Source organism: Deltaproteobacteria bacterium (assembly GCA_016183235.1).
GTDB lineage: Bacteria > UBA10199 > UBA10199 > DSSB01 > JACPFA01 > JACPFA01.
The window spans coordinates 25677-41656 of sequence record JACPFA010000049.1; the positions used below are offsets into that span (position 1 = coordinate 25677).

The 15980-nt window shown below is 42.6% G+C and carries 19 protein-coding genes; 16 read left to right on the forward strand and 3 right to left on the reverse strand.

Translation table 11 applies throughout. From position 1 onward, the window contains the following. Positions 1 to 43: 43 nt before the first annotated feature. The 14 genes from HYU97_12165 to HYU97_12230 all read left to right on the forward strand — a co-directional run bounded on the left by HYU97_12165 (position 44) and on the right by HYU97_12230 (position 10605). Positions 44 to 460 (forward strand): prepilin-type N-terminal cleavage/methylation domain-containing protein, encoded by a 417-nt coding sequence (locus HYU97_12165; GenBank protein MBI2337504.1) that lies wholly within the window; start codon positions 44 to 46, stop codon positions 458 to 460. 8 nt (positions 461 to 468) lie between these two features. After that, a complete protein-coding gene (locus tag HYU97_12170) occupies positions 469 to 999 on the forward strand; it encodes a prepilin-type N-terminal cleavage/methylation domain-containing protein (protein MBI2337505.1) in 531 nt (176 codons plus the stop codon). Between the two features lie 32 nt (positions 1000 to 1031). Further along, on the forward strand, positions 1032 to 2345 hold the full coding sequence (locus HYU97_12175) for a hypothetical protein (GenBank protein ID MBI2337506.1): 1314 nt from the start codon (positions 1032 to 1034) through the stop codon (positions 2343 to 2345). 12 nt (positions 2346 to 2357) lie between these two features. Next, on the forward strand, positions 2358 to 2825 hold the full coding sequence (locus HYU97_12180) for a hypothetical protein (GenBank protein MBI2337507.1): 468 nt from the start codon (positions 2358 to 2360) through the stop codon (positions 2823 to 2825). A gap of 118 nt (positions 2826 to 2943) precedes the next feature. Beyond that, positions 2944 to 3795, forward strand: a complete 852-nt coding sequence (locus HYU97_12185) for an AAA family ATPase (GenBank protein ID MBI2337508.1) — start codon at positions 2944 to 2946, stop codon at positions 3793 to 3795. After that, positions 3782 to 4519: a tetratricopeptide repeat protein gene (locus HYU97_12190; protein ID MBI2337509.1), complete on the forward strand. Its 738-nt coding sequence runs from the start codon at positions 3782 to 3784 to the stop codon at positions 4517 to 4519. The genes HYU97_12185 and HYU97_12190 overlap by 14 nt, the downstream gene beginning before the upstream one ends. Continuing rightward, positions 4519 to 5469 carry a hypothetical protein gene (locus tag HYU97_12195; GenBank protein ID MBI2337510.1) on the forward strand — a complete coding sequence of 317 codons (951 nt, stop codon included), beginning with the start codon at positions 4519 to 4521 and terminating at the stop codon, positions 5467 to 5469. Before HYU97_12190 ends, HYU97_12195 begins: the two co-directional genes overlap by 1 nt. Before the next feature lie 152 nt (positions 5470 to 5621). Then, the gene (locus HYU97_12200) at positions 5622 to 6161 is read left to right on the forward strand and encodes a PilN domain-containing protein (protein MBI2337511.1); all 540 of its coding nucleotides are present in this window, start codon (positions 5622 to 5624) and stop codon (positions 6159 to 6161) included. Positions 6162 to 6164: 3 nt separating this feature from the next. Continuing rightward, on the forward strand, positions 6165 to 6824 hold the full coding sequence (pilO, locus tag HYU97_12205) for a type 4a pilus biogenesis protein PilO (protein ID MBI2337512.1): 660 nt from the start codon (positions 6165 to 6167) through the stop codon (positions 6822 to 6824). Beyond that, positions 6821 to 7180 carry a hypothetical protein gene (locus HYU97_12210; protein ID MBI2337513.1) on the forward strand — a complete coding sequence of 120 codons (360 nt, stop codon included), beginning with the start codon at positions 6821 to 6823 and terminating at the stop codon, positions 7178 to 7180. The genes pilO and HYU97_12210 overlap by 4 nt, the downstream gene beginning before the upstream one ends. Positions 7181 to 7198: 18 nt before the next feature. Continuing rightward, the gene (locus tag HYU97_12215; GenBank protein ID MBI2337514.1) at positions 7199 to 8683 is read left to right on the forward strand and encodes a hypothetical protein; all 1485 of its coding nucleotides are present in this window, start codon (positions 7199 to 7201) and stop codon (positions 8681 to 8683) included. Between the two features lies 1 nt (position 8684). Then, positions 8685 to 9146 (forward strand): DUF309 domain-containing protein, encoded by a 462-nt coding sequence (locus HYU97_12220; protein ID MBI2337515.1) that lies wholly within the window; start codon positions 8685 to 8687, stop codon positions 9144 to 9146. Continuing rightward, the gene (locus tag HYU97_12225; GenBank protein ID MBI2337516.1) at positions 9143 to 9499 is read left to right on the forward strand and encodes a rhodanese-like domain-containing protein; all 357 of its coding nucleotides are present in this window, start codon (positions 9143 to 9145) and stop codon (positions 9497 to 9499) included. The genes HYU97_12220 and HYU97_12225 overlap by 4 nt, the downstream gene beginning before the upstream one ends. Positions 9500 to 9642: 143 nt before the next feature. Further along, positions 9643 to 10605: an MBL fold metallo-hydrolase gene (locus tag HYU97_12230; protein ID MBI2337517.1), complete on the forward strand. Its 963-nt coding sequence runs from the start codon at positions 9643 to 9645 to the stop codon at positions 10603 to 10605. A 232-nt stretch (positions 10606 to 10837) separates the two neighbouring features. Here the strand turns inward: HYU97_12230 and HYU97_12235 are convergent, their stop codons facing one another. Together HYU97_12235 and ispH are read right to left on the reverse strand one after the other, a co-directional pair. Further along, on the reverse strand, positions 10838 to 11308 hold the full coding sequence (locus HYU97_12235; GenBank protein MBI2337518.1) for a DoxX family protein: 471 nt from the start codon (positions 11306 to 11308) through the stop codon (positions 10838 to 10840). A gap of 185 nt (positions 11309 to 11493) precedes the next feature. Further along, positions 11494 to 12420 carry a 4-hydroxy-3-methylbut-2-enyl diphosphate reductase gene (gene ispH, locus HYU97_12240; protein MBI2337519.1) on the reverse strand — a complete coding sequence of 309 codons (927 nt, stop codon included), beginning with the start codon at positions 12418 to 12420 and terminating at the stop codon, positions 11494 to 11496. A 41-nt stretch (positions 12421 to 12461) separates the two neighbouring features. On the opposite strand from ispH, the gene HYU97_12245 reads away from it, so the two are divergent. After that, positions 12462 to 13955 carry a SagB family peptide dehydrogenase gene (locus HYU97_12245; protein ID MBI2337520.1) on the forward strand — a complete coding sequence of 498 codons (1494 nt, stop codon included), beginning with the start codon at positions 12462 to 12464 and terminating at the stop codon, positions 13953 to 13955. Positions 13956 to 14077: 122 nt separating this feature from the next. Here HYU97_12245 and HYU97_12250 read toward each other — a convergent pair whose 3' ends face one another. Continuing rightward, a complete protein-coding gene (locus HYU97_12250; protein ID MBI2337521.1) occupies positions 14078 to 14506 on the reverse strand; it encodes a hypothetical protein in 429 nt (142 codons plus the stop codon). A 397-nt stretch (positions 14507 to 14903) separates the two neighbouring features. On the opposite strand from HYU97_12250, the gene HYU97_12255 reads away from it, so the two are divergent. Next, positions 14904 to 15428: an OmpA family protein gene (locus HYU97_12255; GenBank protein MBI2337522.1), complete on the forward strand. Its 525-nt coding sequence runs from the start codon at positions 14904 to 14906 to the stop codon at positions 15426 to 15428. Positions 15429 to 15980: the final 552 nt, after the last annotated feature.

Below are 15980 nucleotides of genomic sequence, written 5' to 3' on the forward strand. Positions count from 1 at the left end.
TTTAAGATGGGTCACATGACCACTGCAAAAGATGGGTGCGGGTATGGAAAGTGGATGGAAAAATCAACGTGGCATGAGCCTAGTTGAGGGAATATTAGCGATTCTTATTCTCTCGATTGGGATTACGGGCTTTTTAGGTAATTTTTACGAATATACCCGTAACGCAGTGGATAGCGAATTTATTGTTACTGCCAGTAACCTTGCCAATGAACAATTAGAGATTGTGCTCAATGACAAAAATAACGTGGGTTACGCTCAAATCAACAATGCAAAATACCCCTCTCCTTCCAACGTCACCATCGGCAATATAACTTTTGCTAAATCCGTTAATGTTTATGAAGTTTCAGGTAGCGATTTAACCAGTTCTAGCCCGGGTAGTGGTTTGAAGCGAATTGATGTGACCGTTTCATGGGGAACCGGTCAAACGATCACCTATAATGCCATCGTAGGTCAATATTAGGTTGAGTTATGATGAAGTGTTTTAAATATCAATGGGTCAAAAAACAACACGGCTTTACGTTGATCGAAGCTATTTTGGGTTCTGTGTTGTTGGGTATTTTAGCCATTAGTTTGGCCGCGTTTTTTAGTGCGGGGGCGGAGACCTTTAGTCTGGTGAAGAGCAGGAACGAAGCGGCAGAAAAGGCCCGCTATGCCATGCAACAAATTTACGGTGAACTCATGTATCTCGAAACCGTCGACATTGTAAATATGAACGTCAATAATTTTGGCTATATGGATGCTGCCAACGTGGAGACCCATTTGCAGATGGGGAATTATCAAGGATGGGCATCGGTTTTACGAAACAACGATGTCTTGGTTCCCAATGGGCAATCCATCGCTTTTAAATATTACGATGCCAATAATATCGAAACCACCAATATCAATAATCTTCGCCGCATCGAAGTCACCTTGGTGGTTCAGGCCGAAGACAATAAGAATGTTATCACTTTAAAGACCTCAATTTTCCCCAGAGGTTTTATTTATACAGGATTTCAATAATTAAAGTTCGCCTATGGCGAACGGAGGAAGTTATGGAAGCGAAACTAAAAAATAAAAAACACGACCGAGGGATTGCTGCCTTGATGACAGCAATTGCCTTGTCGGCCTTTGCCTTAATGGCAACAACCGAGCTGACTTATCGGTCAGTTCAAGAAAACACCAAGTTAGATCAATATGCTCAAATGCGGGCCGAACATCTATCGGCGGCGGGTCTTGAATATGCCTTAAAGACCTTGAAAACCGATGGAACCAGTCCCGTGGTGACAGGTAAAACCTTAAATGGCGGCACCTTTGATATCGTCACCGATCCGGATAAAAAAACCGTGATTTCCACTGGTCATTTTGGTGATGCGGTGGTGGCGCATAGTGTGCAAACACCCTTTGCCAAGGATTGTTTGAAGTGGAATCTGTCTAATGCCCATTCGGTGGGTGACAAACTCATCGATGTCAAGTGGGATGCTATTTGCAACCCCATGCCTACAGTCATCATCGACAAATTAAAGGTACAGTGGAATATCGACGTGGGTGATAAGATCATCCAATATTTTATCACGGGACAAGGTGTGCCGGGCCCAGAATATGATGCAGCGGTCGATAATCCGATTGGTGGTGCGGTTAATGATACGATCATTGATCACAAAGATTACACTCCGTCTCTCAATGGCCCTGGTGTAATACCCATCAACCAGATCCAATTTAATACCAATCCTATCCTCGGGGCACGTACCTATACGATGACTGCCTACTATAAGGATGGATCTTCGATTACCGATACTTTCGTAGATCCAACCCCTGTAGTTGCACCGACTCCGATTTTTACAATACCTAAGCAGGGAGAGATCGAGGTCACAGCTAATAAGCTATTCAAGCTTGATATCTTGGGTTCGGCTATCACCTGTGGTGCCAGTGGCCCTGAAATTTACGTCAAGGCTTGGTATAAAAAGAAACCCGCAACGGGTGGATGGAGTAATTATATTACTCTGTGGGGAGGGGCCGACCTCGATGGTGGGGAAACCTTCCAAACCACCCCAACTGAATCCACCACCTATTCTTTTAAAGCAAATGCTTGGAAGAGCGGTTGTTATAATCAAAGTTATCTTTCAACCCAATCGGCCCAAGTTAAAACTTTGGTCAATGGTGACCAAGCACCGGCGCTGGCTGGCTTTGGTGGGCAAAAACCCGTTTTGGCTTTCCTCCAGCCTTATCTCAATGCCAGTGGAAAGCTTGTGCTTGCCTCAAACCAAGTCATCTTGTTGTGGGAGTTGGGGGTCAATATGACCTACAATGCCAATAGCCCAGCCGCTGATTTTCAAGACTTGGTGATGTTAGTCACGATTGGTCCATAAGGTACGTGGTTTATGAAAGCACGAAACAACAACCGTGGTTTTACGTTGATTGAAATGATCGCAATGATGACTGTGGTGGCCTTAACCTCCATGGCCCTCATTGCGATGTATGATACCAATCAAGTGTCGGTGGAATTGGCCCGTCGAAAAATCGCTTCCGATATTCGTTTCGCTCAGAGCCGTGCCATGACGACCAAACAAGTCCACGGGTTTCGTGCTATCACAGCCACGAGTTATGAAGTTTATGTTGGTGCACCAGGCAACCCTATTACAAACCCTGCTACCGGTGCACCCATGATTATCGATATGACAAAAAATTTTAAAAACACTTCACTCGGTTCTGCAAGCTATCAAGTGGAATTTAATACCCGAGGCCTTCCTACCTTGGCAGTCGATTTGACCATGAGTGTGAACAACACGGGTTCTACGCCAAAAAATATTGGGGTCATCAAAGGTACAGGTGCCGTTACCCTCCCTTAACGAAGGAGATAGGCCCCACATAAAAATAGTTGATTGTCTTGAAGATTCAATATATTACCTTTCGTTATAACATTATCCTTCACAAGTTGCCTGTGTTCCAAAAACGAGATCCATCTTTATGTACATTGAATTTTTCGGGTTAGCCGAAAAGCCTTTCAATATCACCGCGGATCCCAATTATTTATTTGAATCTTCTATTCACGAGCCTGCGCTAGACAGCCTCCTCTATGGTATTGAATCTAAGGCCGGCATCATGGTTTTAACGGGGCCTGTGGGCACAGGCAAAACAACCCTTTGTCGCAGCATTTTAGAAAAATTATCGAATACCACGAACACCTGTTTCTTAATGAATCCCATTTTTGATCCCATCGATGTATTAAAGGCGATCAATCAAGATTTTGGTTTAGCTAATCAAGGGTCGCTTAAAGAATTGATGGATGTGCTCAATCAATTTCTTTTAGAAAGTATGGAGGCAGGTCTTAACAATCTCATTATTGTAGATGAAGCCCAAAATCTTTCGATTGAAAGCCTTGAAACCCTTCGCCTCCTCTCTAATTTAGAAACAACCAAACATAAAGTTTTACAAATTCTTTTGGTGGGGCAACCTGAACTTGTTGAAAAGCTGGCCTCCCCTCGCCTCTTACAGCTCAATCAACGGGTGGTGATTCGGGTTTCTTTATCAGCTTTAACCGAGTCCGATAGTAACCATTATATTTTACATCGTTTAGCTAAGGCCAACGGTTTGGGGAAAGTGCTGTTCGACGAAAAAACCTTAAAAAGTATTTTTAAATACTCGCATGGCTTTCCGCGCATGATTAACCTTCTTTGTGATCGGATTTTATTGGCCCTTTATGCAAAAGGTTTAAGACAGGTAAACAAAAAAATAGTGAAGGCTGCTTATCAAGAGCTAAAGGCCAATAATATTCAACGACCCTTTTGGAAAAGGAGACTAAGTAGTGTCTATCATTAATGATGCTTTAAAAAAAGCAGAACTTAACAACCCAAATGCCAACTCTAACCCCGGGGCCAATCCTGGGCCACAAATTCCTTTGCCTAGTAAAAAATCAGGGGCTAGCCTGGTACGTATTTTGATTCTGGTAGGGGTCGTATTAATCGGTGTTTTTTATATTATTTACACCCAGCTATTCCCATTTCTAGCTGCTAGATTTAAAAATAAAGTGCCAGAGCAACTGCAAGGTTTGGCGCCCAATACAGATGGAAATAAAAATTTGGCCAACATCATTCAAAAAGGAAAAAAATCGTTTGAAATTGGTCAGCTCGAACATGCCCTCAAGCTCTTTCAAGAAGCCTTATTGATCGACCCTAATAACAGCGAAGTTTTAAATAATCTGGGGATGGTTTATCGTCAGCAAGATAATATGAATGAAGCCCTTAAATATTATCAACTCGCTATTGAAAAAAATGCCAGTTGTGCGGAGTGCTTTAATAATATGGGGGTGGTTTACACCAAGCAGAATAGCTTTAAAGAGGCCGGCGAATCTTTTATTAAAGCGATTACTCTCAAGCCAGAATACCCCGATGCCTATTTTAATTATGGGGCTTTACTTGAAACTCAAGGCAACAGCAAAGAGGCCATTGTGCAATTCGAAAATTTTATTCAACATGGTGAATCGGTGAGTAGCGAAGTTAAAAGCGCAATACAAGCACACATCGAGGAATTAAAGAATCTATAATGGTATTACTTGATATATTCGATAAAGCGAAAAAGAGTATAGGTATTGGGATTGAGAAAGACGGTTCTGTCTTTCGTGTTGCAAAAACCACCGCTCAAAAAAATTCCCTCACAATTGATTTTATCGGTGAGTTTCATTTGGCAGATCCTGACAAACCCGAAAAAGACTTAAGTTTTAAAAATTTTTTAGAAAAGAATCATCTCATTAAACGGAGGGTGGCTACCAATTTAGAAAATACAGGTCTACGCATTCGACGCATGGAATTACCCCCCATGCCTGAAAATGATTTAGTAAGCGCTGCTAAATTTAACCTTAAAGATCAGGTTGAAGGACAGGTTGAAGATTATGAGATTCGTTATAGTATTTTAGGTAAAAGCCAAGGGGTAATTCCTAAACAAGAGTTGGTGATCTATGGGATTCCCAACTCGGTTATTAAACAAGAAGTTGAATTGTTCAAAAGTCTCAATCTTAGGCTTGATGTTTTAGAGCCTTCCTCGGTTTCGGTGGCGGCATGGTTTGACAGGCTTTATCCAGATGATCCTGGTATCAATGCCATTGCCCACTTTGGGGAGGCTAGCTCTATCTTTGTGGTGGTGTCTAACGGCAAGTTTTTATTTTCGCGATTGTTAGACAATCCCGAATTACTAGGCTTAGGAGATCGCACAGAATTTCCTGATGCCGATGCCATGCTGCAAACTTCGCTCAATATCCAAAAAAGCATTGATTCTTTTTGCATGATTTTTAAACGGGACCGAGTTGACCGCGTTGTTCTATCCGGCAAATTGGCCGAAAGCCCAGGGTTTGAAGAATTTCTGGGGCGCACTTTAGGAATTACGGTTGAAAAAATCGATAAACTTTATGAAACACAGTTTGCTTTTGATCCTTTGTTGCATAAGCAAGAGTTAATCAAATATACGGTGCCCTTAGCTTTGTCGATTACACCGGTTTAAGGGGACCTCTAAAAAGGGCCCATCTGCGGCGTTGCCCGCAAAGCCGCGATCCTCACGTATTTCCATATACGCTCCGGTCGCGTCTTTGCGTGCGCCTTGCATCTGGACCCTTTTTAGAGGTCCCCTAAAATTCAAGTTATTAGAAGTGATTTATGGTTGATCGAATTAATTTCCTGGTCAAGGAAACAAAAGGTTTATCTTATAAACATCTCATCAATATCATCATAGGGATGGTTTTGTTGGCTGTGGCTATTATCTTGGGGCAAAAACAACTGCATCGTTATTACGTAAAAAAGGCAGCCTTTATGCAGGCTGAGATCGAACGTATTCAGAAGAGCCAAGAAGAATTATTAAGAAAAAAACCCAAACGAGCTTCTTTTACGGCGCAAGAATATGTTGCTAACGCAATGCGGGGGTCAACCAATTGGTCGGCGTTTCTTTTAGACCTTTCGAAGGCCTTGCCCGATGGTTTGTGGCTTACTAAAATTACTTCAGCCGAAGGCGGTAAGTTTTTAATTGAGGGCCGATGTTTTCGCCCCGAAACGGTGCCCAAGTTTATTGGGCAATTAAAATTATTATCGATGGTTCAAACCATTGGTAATCCTTCTACGAGTAAAGCCGATTCAGAAGTGGCTTCTTTGTTGGCCTTCAAGCTCACCGTGATTTTGAAAAGCCCTAAGGAAGGAAGTTAAGCTATGCCGAAAAAAGTTAATCTCAATCAAGCCCCTTCACTGCGAGAAAAGGTCATGTTTGGTGCAGTGATGGTAGGGATTGTCGTCGCTTTTTTTCGGTTTTTTTATAGCCCGCAGGGTTTATTGAATCGTGATGCTAAAATTGAATTAGAAAAAATTCGTCCTAATTATGAAGCCTTTATGCAACTCGAATCTTCTCCGCTTAATGTTCCCACCACTCCCACAACTCCCCTCCAAGAAGAAAAAGATACTTTTTTAGAAAAAGCAGCCTCCCATTTTTCAAACCCACCCAAATACAAAGAAACTTTATTAACCGACCTTAATCAAAAATTAGTGAGTCGAGATATGTTGAAAACAAATCAGCTCGATGGTATCACCTTAGGCAATGAGGCAGTTAAGAACGACTTCAGTGAGTTTACTTTTAGTATCAATATTATTGGAGGTTATTTAGGAATTGTGGAATACATTAGCCGAATTCCACAATTACCTATGCTCATTGCCTTCAACAACCTTAATATCGAAACCGCTAGTGATAAAACGGGGCGACTCAATATGAAATTAGGGGGAATTCTTTACGTGCCAGTGCCTGGCCAAAAGGCGGTGGAACTTACTCCTACTAATCCTGCCCCTACCTCTAATCCTAGAAAGGATGGTGTAAAATGAAAGTAATGTTTTACGGGTTGCTTGGCTTTTTTCTATTTTCTACCACAGTGATGGCTCAACCCCTTTCCGATCTCAACCTAGAAGCACTCAAAAAATACCAAAAAGAACAAACCGGTGACAATACCTCTAAAAATCCCTTTGTCCCCGGCGTTCAAACTCTTAATGACATTTCAATTCAAGATCTGATTTTGAGTGGCACCATTAAAGGCGAAGCCCAATCCTGGGCCTTGGTTAATGGTCAAATCATCAGCAAGGGGGAAAAGTTAGCGGGTTACGATGTCGAAGATATTCGCGATGGAATCGTTGTTTTAAAACAAGGTAATCTTACCTTCGAACTAAAATTGTCCGGTCTTTAAATCTAAAAAGGGTCCCTTATGAAACATTGGATTCGTCTTTTTTTGATGGCTATTTTGTTATGGCTTCCAGCAAGTTCCTTTAGCCAAACTTTAGGCCAGCTTAATACCGGCAATGTTGGTTCTTACCAAATTAACGACAGGCATTATGTATCGCATCGTCAAGGCAAGTATAATCTTGCCTTTAAAGCAGCTGACCTCAAAGAAACTTTACGTTTTATTGCCAAGGCTGCAGATATTAACATGCTCATCCCTGAAGAAATGGCTGGGGGTACGGTTACGGTCAATTTAAGTAGTATTGATTTGTTAGATGCTATTGGGGTAATTTTGCGAACCAATGGTTTAGATTATGTGGTCGAAGGTAACATTGTGCGAGTGGGTCGCGCAGAAGAATTTAAAACCGATGAAGATTTGCTTACCTCAACGGTTCGCCTTAAATATGCTACGGCCAAAGAACTGGTGGCGCCAGTTAAAGAACTGTTGAGCCAAAAAGGCAAAGTCATTTCAGACGATCGTACCAATACCATTACCATTAAAGACATTCCCATCAGCGTTGAAGTGGTTAAACAAATGATTCAGGTGATTGATATCCAAGATGCCCAAGTGCTTATTCAAGCCAAGATTGTGCAAGTTAATACCGACTTTCTACGCGACATTGGTATTCAGTGGGGGGCTGGCAATACGGGATTTGGAGATAAAGTTCAGACCACGGGTTTAGGAACGAGCATTGGTAAGACCGATTCAGGAACTGGGCTTAATGTCAATTTGCCCGCCTCGTCCGCTACCAGCGGGATTGGCTTGCTTTTAGGCCGTTTTGCCAATTTTCAAGTCGATATGCAGTTAACCGCCGCTGAACAAGCTGGCGACATTCGCATTGTATCAAAGCCATCGATTGTAACCAGTAATGGTAAGGCCGCCAATATTCGTAGTGGTGAAACGCTATTAATTAAAACCTTGGGGAGCACGGCAGGTCAGGCCGGTGAGTTAAAAGAAATCAAAACCGGAGTTGAATTGCAAGTTACTCCCCAAATTTCCATTGATAACCAAGTTAAATTGACGATTTCGGCAACCACTTCGCTGGCTGATTTTTCCCGTTTGGTCGATGGTATTCCCATCATTATCGACAATCAAGCCAGCACTACGGTTTTGGTGCGCGATGGAGAAACCACAGTTATCGGTGGTTTATTGCAATTGCAAAAACAAAAAGGGAAAAAATCAGTTCCTTATCTTTCTAGAATCCCTCTCCTAGGTGGTTTATTTAGACAGAAACTTCGCAAAGATAAAGATGTTGAGCTTATGGTCTTTATTAAACCCACCATCATTCGTCGCATGCCGGTTAAGATGGGCTATCCCTACCCTGAAGACCCTGAGCATGCTGCTGAACCCAATGCGTGGGCAAGTCATTCGATGGTTGAAGATTCCATGAAGAAGAAAAAGAAACCCAAAAAAGATTCTTCTACTACGACAACAACTTATCAACGTCGCCATAAGTATTTAAGAGATTAAGTTGCAACGCTATAGTCAATTCCCCTTCCCTGCCTATCGGTATGTGCCGGCAGAATTACCTCACCCAATGATGGTCAGCAAGCCATCAGAACAAGATGAACAATTTCGTTTTGGCGTTGACCTTTTTAATCATGGTTATTTTTGGGAAGCCCATGAGGTGTGGGAAGGGCTTTGGGTAAAATCAAAAAATGAGGAAAAATTACTTTTACAAGCCGTCATTCTTTATGCAGCGGGCTTGTTAAAATTAAGGCAAGACCAATTAAAAGACTTTTCTTCTTTAACCACAGCAGGTTTTCATAAGCTAAACAATCTTAATGAAATAGTCTTTTTTAATATCAATATTTCAAAATGGCAGGGCTTCGCGCTTAATTTCAAAAAAAGGATTGAACAAGAAAAAATTACGGTACAGAATCCCTGGGAAGAACAAGATTTTCCATTTATTAAACTGGAGGAAGAGTTATGAGTGTATGTCAAATTACGGTTCAGGAGAGCGAAAAAAATCTGATGGAAGATAATGAAATTATTTATATTGATGTGCGTACGGCTGTTGAATTTGCCCGTGGCCATGTGCCAGGGGCTATCAATATTCCGGCTTTTGAAATGAACCTTGGCAGTATGGTCCCTGTGCTAGAAAAATTCAAACTTGCGGTGGCAGAATCTTTTCCCAAAGAAAAAAAGCTGCTCATTGGTTGCCAAAAAGGTAGCCGCTCACAAGCAGCCTGTGAATATTTGCAAGCTTTGGGCTATGAAAATTTGAATAATGTTGTGGGTGGTTTTAGTGCCTGGTGCGAAGCTGGTTTGCCCGTTGAAAAATAGACCTCTTGCATAACCTACTACGCGACCCAATGACTTCGTTGGGTCACCCCAAAATCCTCACGTATTTTCATATACGCTGCGGTTTTGGGGCCCCGCCCCGCCTTGTCCTTGGGTCGCTCGCTACGGTTCTACAAGAGGTCTAAATGAAACGATTTTTTCTTTATTTGCTTAGTTTCTTACTCTTGAGTGGGGCAAGTTTTTATATTTGGCTCCTCAAGGCTAGCCGTATTCCTGCCCTAGAATTTGACCACCCTATTTTAGAAACCAGTGGCATTAAGAAAAGTAGATTGCGTTTTTCGATCTTAGATACGGGCTATTCAGAAGTCCCCGAAGGTTTTGCGCGGGTTGGTGGTTCATGGTGGCAATCCATAAAACTCGAACATCCGGTTGTGGTCGTGGATCATCCTAAAGGGGCTTTTTTATTTGATGCAGGGCTGGGCTCGCAAATGGATGTTCAACTAAACCGCTTGCCCTGGTATGTAGGGGTATTTCTAAAATTCACTTCAACTCATTCTGCTAAATCTCAATTAGAAAAATCCCCTGATATTTTGCAAAAAATTAAATTTTTCATTTTGTCTCATGTACACTGGGATCATACAAGCGGCCTCAGCGATTTTGTTCAACTGCCCATCAAGGTTTTGGCAGCGGAACATGATTGGTATTTAAAAGAAGGCGATTCTAAGCTTCATGGGATTTTAGCTTCGGCCTTTTCCCACCCTGATTTTAAATGGGAAATCATGACATTCCAGAATAAGGCTTATGAAGGCTATGAGCAAAGCCTTGATTTGTTTGGCGATGCTTCGGTGGTGCTGGTGAATATGGCTGGGCACACCCCAGGCTCGGTTGGGATGTTTCTTAATTTAAGTGCAGAGCGGCGCTATTTTTTTATTGGCGATACCACGTGGCTAGTTGATGAGAACGGGTTTCCTTATTATAAAAGCAAACTAGCTCGGATTATTTCAGACAATGATATTCCTCAAACTGTTTATCAATTGAGCCATTTAAGAAAACTAAAAGAAGCCAATCCTAAAATTATTTTAGTCCCCCAGCACGATGCCCGCACTCTTAAACAATTAGCCACTTGGCCTCAGTGGACATCTCTATAATAAGGTTGAATTCTAAACAAAAAAATTTATGCAAACTGCAAACTGCTTTTCTTGACCGGCGCTCCAGCGGCGACCCTCATGGGGCTAGCCGGCACGGAAGCCTTCCGCGTTCCCGCCAAGCGGGCCGCGGTTTTCCGTGTCGGCTAGCCCGCATGGGGGCCCCGCCGCTTCCGCGATGGTCAAGAAAAGCAGTTTGCAGTTTGCATAAATTTTTTTGTTTAGAATTCGATATTTATAACTCAGTACTGACTTCTTTTTGGCACTTGCTTTTGCACTTACATAACAAAGCATCAAGGCTTAATGGCCCACCCCCATTAAAGATTAGAAACACCGCTACTGCCAATATTGTTAATGGATATTCATAGCCATTTTCAAAGACCTCGGTTGCTGGATTATCCATTAAAAGGCCATTATTCCAATGCACGAAAAAGACCGCTACTGACATGGCACTGGCAATGCCCAAGGCGGCGACTCGAGTGAGTAACCCCACTAAGATTCCAAGCCCACCTAAGAATTCACAAGCAATGGCCATGTACACATGAAATTGGGGGCTGGGCTGGGTAAACCCAAGGCCAGCTAAAAATTGCCCAACGCCTTCCATATGCTGAATTTTCCACCACCCGTGGACGGCCATAATAACCCCCACCGCAACTCGCAAAAATAACAAGGCCAAAGGTTGAATTTTATTAAGAGTGGCAAGCATAAACGATCCTCCTTTTGTCATCATTCGCGATGAATGGATGCCGGACCCCCGGCTCGTGGGCCGGGGCAGGCTCGTCCGGCATGACGTCATCCCGGACTAAGCCTGCCCCGGACTTTGATCCGGGGATCCGGGATCCATGCATGACATGCGCAGTATAAAGAAACTTTTTTCAATTGTCGAACATTTCAATCGGTGGGAACTAATTCTTCTTCAGCGTCTTTGGTTTCTTGTCTAAACACCACCTGACCCGGATAAATCTCAGAAACCCTCTTTTGTACATCAATGATTTGAGATTTGGGCGTTGAGGTGCCAGCTCCGATGCCAAGATGCATAATGTCTTGCAACCATTCGGGCCTTATACAATCGGGAGAATCAATATGGTAAGTGCGATTGGGTAAATATTTGCTGGCCAGCTTAGCTAGATTAGTGGTGTTAGAAGAATTATAGCCCCCCACAATAAACATGGCATCAACCCATTGGGCAAGATCAGTCACCGCCTCTTGTTGATTTTTAACGGGCTTACAACGGGTGTCGACGGCTTTCATGTCGGGGTATTTGGTACTTCGAATATAATTAATGAGATCTTGGAATTTTTCTTTTGTAATGGTGGTTTGACAAATGGCAATCGTTTTACCCAAATCATTGGGAAGTTTATCGACCTCTTCCTCAGAATAAACCACACTAATGTTGTCACCATAACTGCGGCTAGCAATGATTTCGGCATGATTAGGGTTGCCGATTAAAATAATATGATAACCTTGGCTTTCAAAACTTTCGATTTTTTTATAAACCCATTTTAGCAAAACTGGGCAGGTGGCATCGTGAAAAACAATGCCTTGCCGAGTTAAGCGTTGTTTTAATTCTTTAGGATAACCATGGGCTGTAATAACCACTTCTTTAATATTTTGCCCTACCAGATTTTCAATTTCTTCATAACGCTCTAAAATGGGGATGCCTTTTTCATTGAGATCATTGACAATTTTAGGATTATGCACGATAGGGCCAAGGATAGGCTTGGCGTGAGTTTCGGCAAGGTCAATCGCCGCTTCAACTCCAAAACAGGTGCCGGCACTGCGGGCAATAATAACTTCTAATATTCTTTCCTGATCCATGCCGCTTAGCTATTGAAAGAAAAGGAGGAAAAGTCAAGGTCATGTTGGCTTTCGGAATTGAATTTCATCAATTAACAAAACTGTCATATCAATCGGTGCGTGAAAATGTTTATCAACCCGATTGGAATCAGCAACCCGCCCCCTTTCGTCATTTTCAACAAGGCCCCCTCTTGTTGTTAGAACCTCATCCTACCACTCCCCTTATTTCTTTAAGCCAAACTTTTTCTAATTTAGTTAATGTAGAAACTCACAGCTTGCTTGATTTAACAACTTTGAGTCAAATTTTTAAATACAGCCTCAGCATTCGAGAATGGCGAGAAATACCCAATTCAGGGCTGCGGTATCCGCTGCGAGTCAATCCCTCTTGTGGGAATCTTCACCCCGAAGAAATCTACGTAATGTTGGGATCGGAGATGGTAGGCCTTTATCATTATAATCTTTTAGAGCAGTGCTTAGAAAAACGTCAATCTGAAGACTTGCGTTTATTAATAGCCAAAGCCACAGGTTATCCTGAGCTTGCTAACCAGACGGCTATTGCTGTTGTGACGGGTATTGGGTGTCGCCAATATTGGAAATATCGAAATCGAGGCTATCGCTATCTTCTGCAAGATATTGGCCATGCCAGTGGCGCCTTAATGTTGGCAGCAGCAAGCCTGGGGTTTTCGGTTCGGTGTATTGCTAATTTCCCCGATCAAACCATTAAAGAATTATTGGGGCTTAATTTTTTACCCGAAGAACCTTTTGCTATCATCTCCATCGGAAAAAATTTGCAACAGTGGAAATATCCTAGTTTAAAACCAGAAGAAATCCCTCCGATTCATGAATTTTTGGGGGCACATAATAATCTAGGTGCAGAAGCCATTAAGTTTGAAGACATTGTTAAAATGAATGCAGAAAGTTTGTTAGATATAGCTGACCTAAAACCCCCTTTACAGAATAAGCCAATAACTCAAGACTATTCTTTTCCTTTTATTAAGATGCGATTTGCCGATGTAGCCTGGCAACGCAAATCCGCTCAAAGTTTTGATACCAAAAGAATGCTATCGCAAGAGGAGTTCAACTTGTTGGTTGAGACATTAAAAATTCCCTTGGCAGCGGATTTTCTTGGGTCGGTTTTTGGTGGGGCTCCACAATCATGGTTAGAATATTATTGTTTTGTGCATCAGGTGGAGGGAATGGTGCCAGGTGTCTATCAACTTGTCCCTGAAACCTCACAATGGATTTTACTGCAAGAGGGCAATTTTAGCCAAGAGTGCGCTCAATTGCATTTAGAACAAACTTTTTTAAGCTCGAGCGCCATCACTTTGAGTATGGTTGGAAATTTTCAAGCAAGCCTCGATCGATTTGGAGAACGAGGTTATCGATTATTAAATTTAGAAGCAGGTCTACGCGGTCAATTGCTTTATCTTACAACGCAAGCTTTAGGTTTGCGAAGTGTGGCCATTGGGGCCTTTTATGATGATGAACTGAACCAATTTTTGAGCCTGCCCATTCCACAAAAACAGGTCATTTATAGTTTTGCCATAGGTTATTAAAACGCGATGTCAATACGAGCTTAAGCAACACACTTCTGTCATTGCGAAGCCAGCAGGCTGAAGCAATCTCTTCTGCTTGAGCGATGGGATTGCCGCGCCCGTTGGGCTCGCAATGACAGAGTTTATTCATCAGGGCTAGGGCTTGGGGTGCTGCTAATCAAATTTTCAGCTGTCTTACCATGATCATCACTTAAGTCGGTTTCTTCAACGAGAGGAGACTTTGAAGTAGAAGAATTAGATTTAAAAGACCGTTGAATCGATAAACGAGCTTTGTCTAATAGATTGCCGGTGGCAAGAAAGCCTTTCTTAATGCCTTTGCCTAAAGCTTGCCCAACGCGTTTAAACCCACCGCCAATTTCTTTGACCCCTCCCTTGAGTTCTTCACCGGAGCTGTCTTTTTTTGAAGAGGTTTTTACCGGCTCGATACTGTTGGGAGCATCCAAGGCATCACTGGTATCGGAATTTTGAGATTCAGGCGTTTGGGGTGGAACGGCATTGGCGCCCTGAATGATAAAAAATAATAATAGAATCGATAAAGCAAATGTCCTCATGCAACCCTCCATATAAATCACGTCATCCCGGACTTGCTCCGGGACCCATCTATAATATAGATTAAGAAAAATTGCCAAATAAGTTTGTACAAATTTTGTACAAACTAAACTAGAACTCAAAATGTCATTCCCGCCCCTGCCAGAGTTTACCCCTGCGCAGGCAGGGGCAGGGGTAAACTCCGGCGGGAATCCAGAACTGTCTGAAAGCGCTGGATCCCTGCCTCCGCAGGGATGACAGCAAAGCTGTTATTTATTTAATAACGGCAAACATGCATAGATAAAGCATTAGCGGTTATATCAATAAAGTTGTTTGCAAGTCCTCAAAATTTTTGTATATTTCCCTTTAGTGTTTCCGACTCGATTATTGATAAAGCCCAAATTGTAACAAGGAGAGAATATGTTTAAGAAGTCTTTATATGTAATTTTACTAGTGGCGGCTGTAGCCATGGTATCGAGTCAGGCAATGGCCATCCAAGATGCGCCCCATGCCCAAATGTTAACCCCCTATGATGATCCATCGGGTCCACAACGCCCCAACTGTGAGTATTATAGTTGGAGAATTCCCCCCTGTCTTACCCAACCCATGGAAAGCAAGGTTGTTCTAGATGGGGTGAATTTCGATTTTGACAAATCGAGCTTACGCCCTGAATCCTATGCCATTCTTGACGGCAACGTTACTAAACTAAAGAGCAATTCTAAGAAAGTAACTGTTGAAGGTCATACCGACTCCATTGGTACCGACGCCTATAACCAAAAATTATCCGAACGACGAGCTCAAACTGTTTACAACTATTTTACGAGTAAAGGGATTGGTGCTGCACGGTTAACTGCTGTCGGGAAAGGTGAAGCCTCACCCGTTGCCGATAACAAGACAGACGAAGGTCGATTCAAGAATCGTCGTGTTGAATTACACGTACATTGATAGCTAAAAGCTAAAGATCTAATTTGCGCAATAGAAAGCCCTTGGGGTCAAACTCAAGGGCTTTTTTTTACCCCCACACCGCTTTGCATAAATGCCTTTACTCTTCGTTGAAAACAAAATTTACTCGCTGCGACGTACCTGCTAGTACGTCTCACTCGCAATTTCGTTTTCGCCTCGATTAAAGGCATTTCTGCAAAGCTATAATGCAAGTAACGCCTGCGGTGCAATTTCATTTCTGCCTTGATTAAGGACAATTCTGAAAGGCTATTGGGTCATTAATATTTGATGGATATAAAAAGTGAGGGGGGTGGCTTTGCAGCTGAAGTTAGCTTTTTCGACCCATCGCGGAATCGCCGGGGCCCCCAATGCGAGTTAGCCGTCATGGAAAGCCGAGGCTCGCCCTTGGGGCGAGAACGCGGAAGGATTCCGTGACGGCTAACTCCATTAGAAGATATGGATGACCTCAGCACTTGCCACCGGGCGCTGGTTAGCCCAATAAGAGAGTGCAACAAAATGGTTTGTTGCAACAACACTTAAGCAAAGGAGGCCATC

What these genes read in the sequence shown, in the direction of transcription:
- HYU97_12165 (MBI2337504.1), top strand. Translation starts at nt 44, where the DNA reads ATGGAAAGTGGATGGAAAAATCAACGTGGCATGAGCCTAGTTGAGGGA.
- HYU97_12170 (MBI2337505.1), top strand. Translation starts at nt 469, where the DNA reads ATGATGAAGTGTTTTAAATATCAATGGGTCAAAAAACAACACGGCTTT.
- HYU97_12175 (MBI2337506.1), top strand. Translation starts at nt 1,032, where the DNA reads ATGGAAGCGAAACTAAAAAATAAAAAACACGACCGAGGGATTGCTGCC.
- HYU97_12180 (MBI2337507.1), top strand. Translation starts at nt 2,358, where the DNA reads ATGAAAGCACGAAACAACAACCGTGGTTTTACGTTGATTGAAATGATC.
- HYU97_12185 (MBI2337508.1), top strand. Translation starts at nt 2,944, where the DNA reads ATGTACATTGAATTTTTCGGGTTAGCCGAAAAGCCTTTCAATATCACC.
- HYU97_12195 (MBI2337510.1), top strand. Translation starts at nt 4,519, where the DNA reads ATGGTATTACTTGATATATTCGATAAAGCGAAAAAGAGTATAGGTATT.
- HYU97_12200 (MBI2337511.1), top strand. Translation starts at nt 5,622, where the DNA reads ATGGTTGATCGAATTAATTTCCTGGTCAAGGAAACAAAAGGTTTATCT.
- pilO (MBI2337512.1), top strand. Translation starts at nt 6,165, where the DNA reads ATGCCGAAAAAAGTTAATCTCAATCAAGCCCCTTCACTGCGAGAAAAG.
- HYU97_12210 (MBI2337513.1), top strand. Translation starts at nt 6,821, where the DNA reads ATGAAAGTAATGTTTTACGGGTTGCTTGGCTTTTTTCTATTTTCTACC.
- HYU97_12215 (MBI2337514.1), top strand. Translation starts at nt 7,199, where the DNA reads ATGAAACATTGGATTCGTCTTTTTTTGATGGCTATTTTGTTATGGCTT.
- HYU97_12225 (MBI2337516.1), top strand. Translation starts at nt 9,143, where the DNA reads ATGAGTGTATGTCAAATTACGGTTCAGGAGAGCGAAAAAAATCTGATG.
- HYU97_12230 (MBI2337517.1), top strand. Translation starts at nt 9,643, where the DNA reads ATGAAACGATTTTTTCTTTATTTGCTTAGTTTCTTACTCTTGAGTGGG.
- HYU97_12235 (MBI2337518.1), bottom strand. Translation starts at nt 11,308, where the DNA reads ATGCTTGCCACTCTTAATAAAATTCAACCTTTGGCCTTGTTATTTTTG.
- ispH (MBI2337519.1), bottom strand. Translation starts at nt 12,420, where the DNA reads ATGGATCAGGAAAGAATATTAGAAGTTATTATTGCCCGCAGTGCCGGC.
- HYU97_12245 (MBI2337520.1), top strand. Translation starts at nt 12,462, where the DNA reads ATGTTGGCTTTCGGAATTGAATTTCATCAATTAACAAAACTGTCATAT.
- HYU97_12250 (MBI2337521.1), bottom strand. Translation starts at nt 14,506, where the DNA reads ATGAGGACATTTGCTTTATCGATTCTATTATTATTTTTTATCATTCAG.
- HYU97_12255 (MBI2337522.1), top strand. Translation starts at nt 14,904, where the DNA reads ATGTTTAAGAAGTCTTTATATGTAATTTTACTAGTGGCGGCTGTAGCC.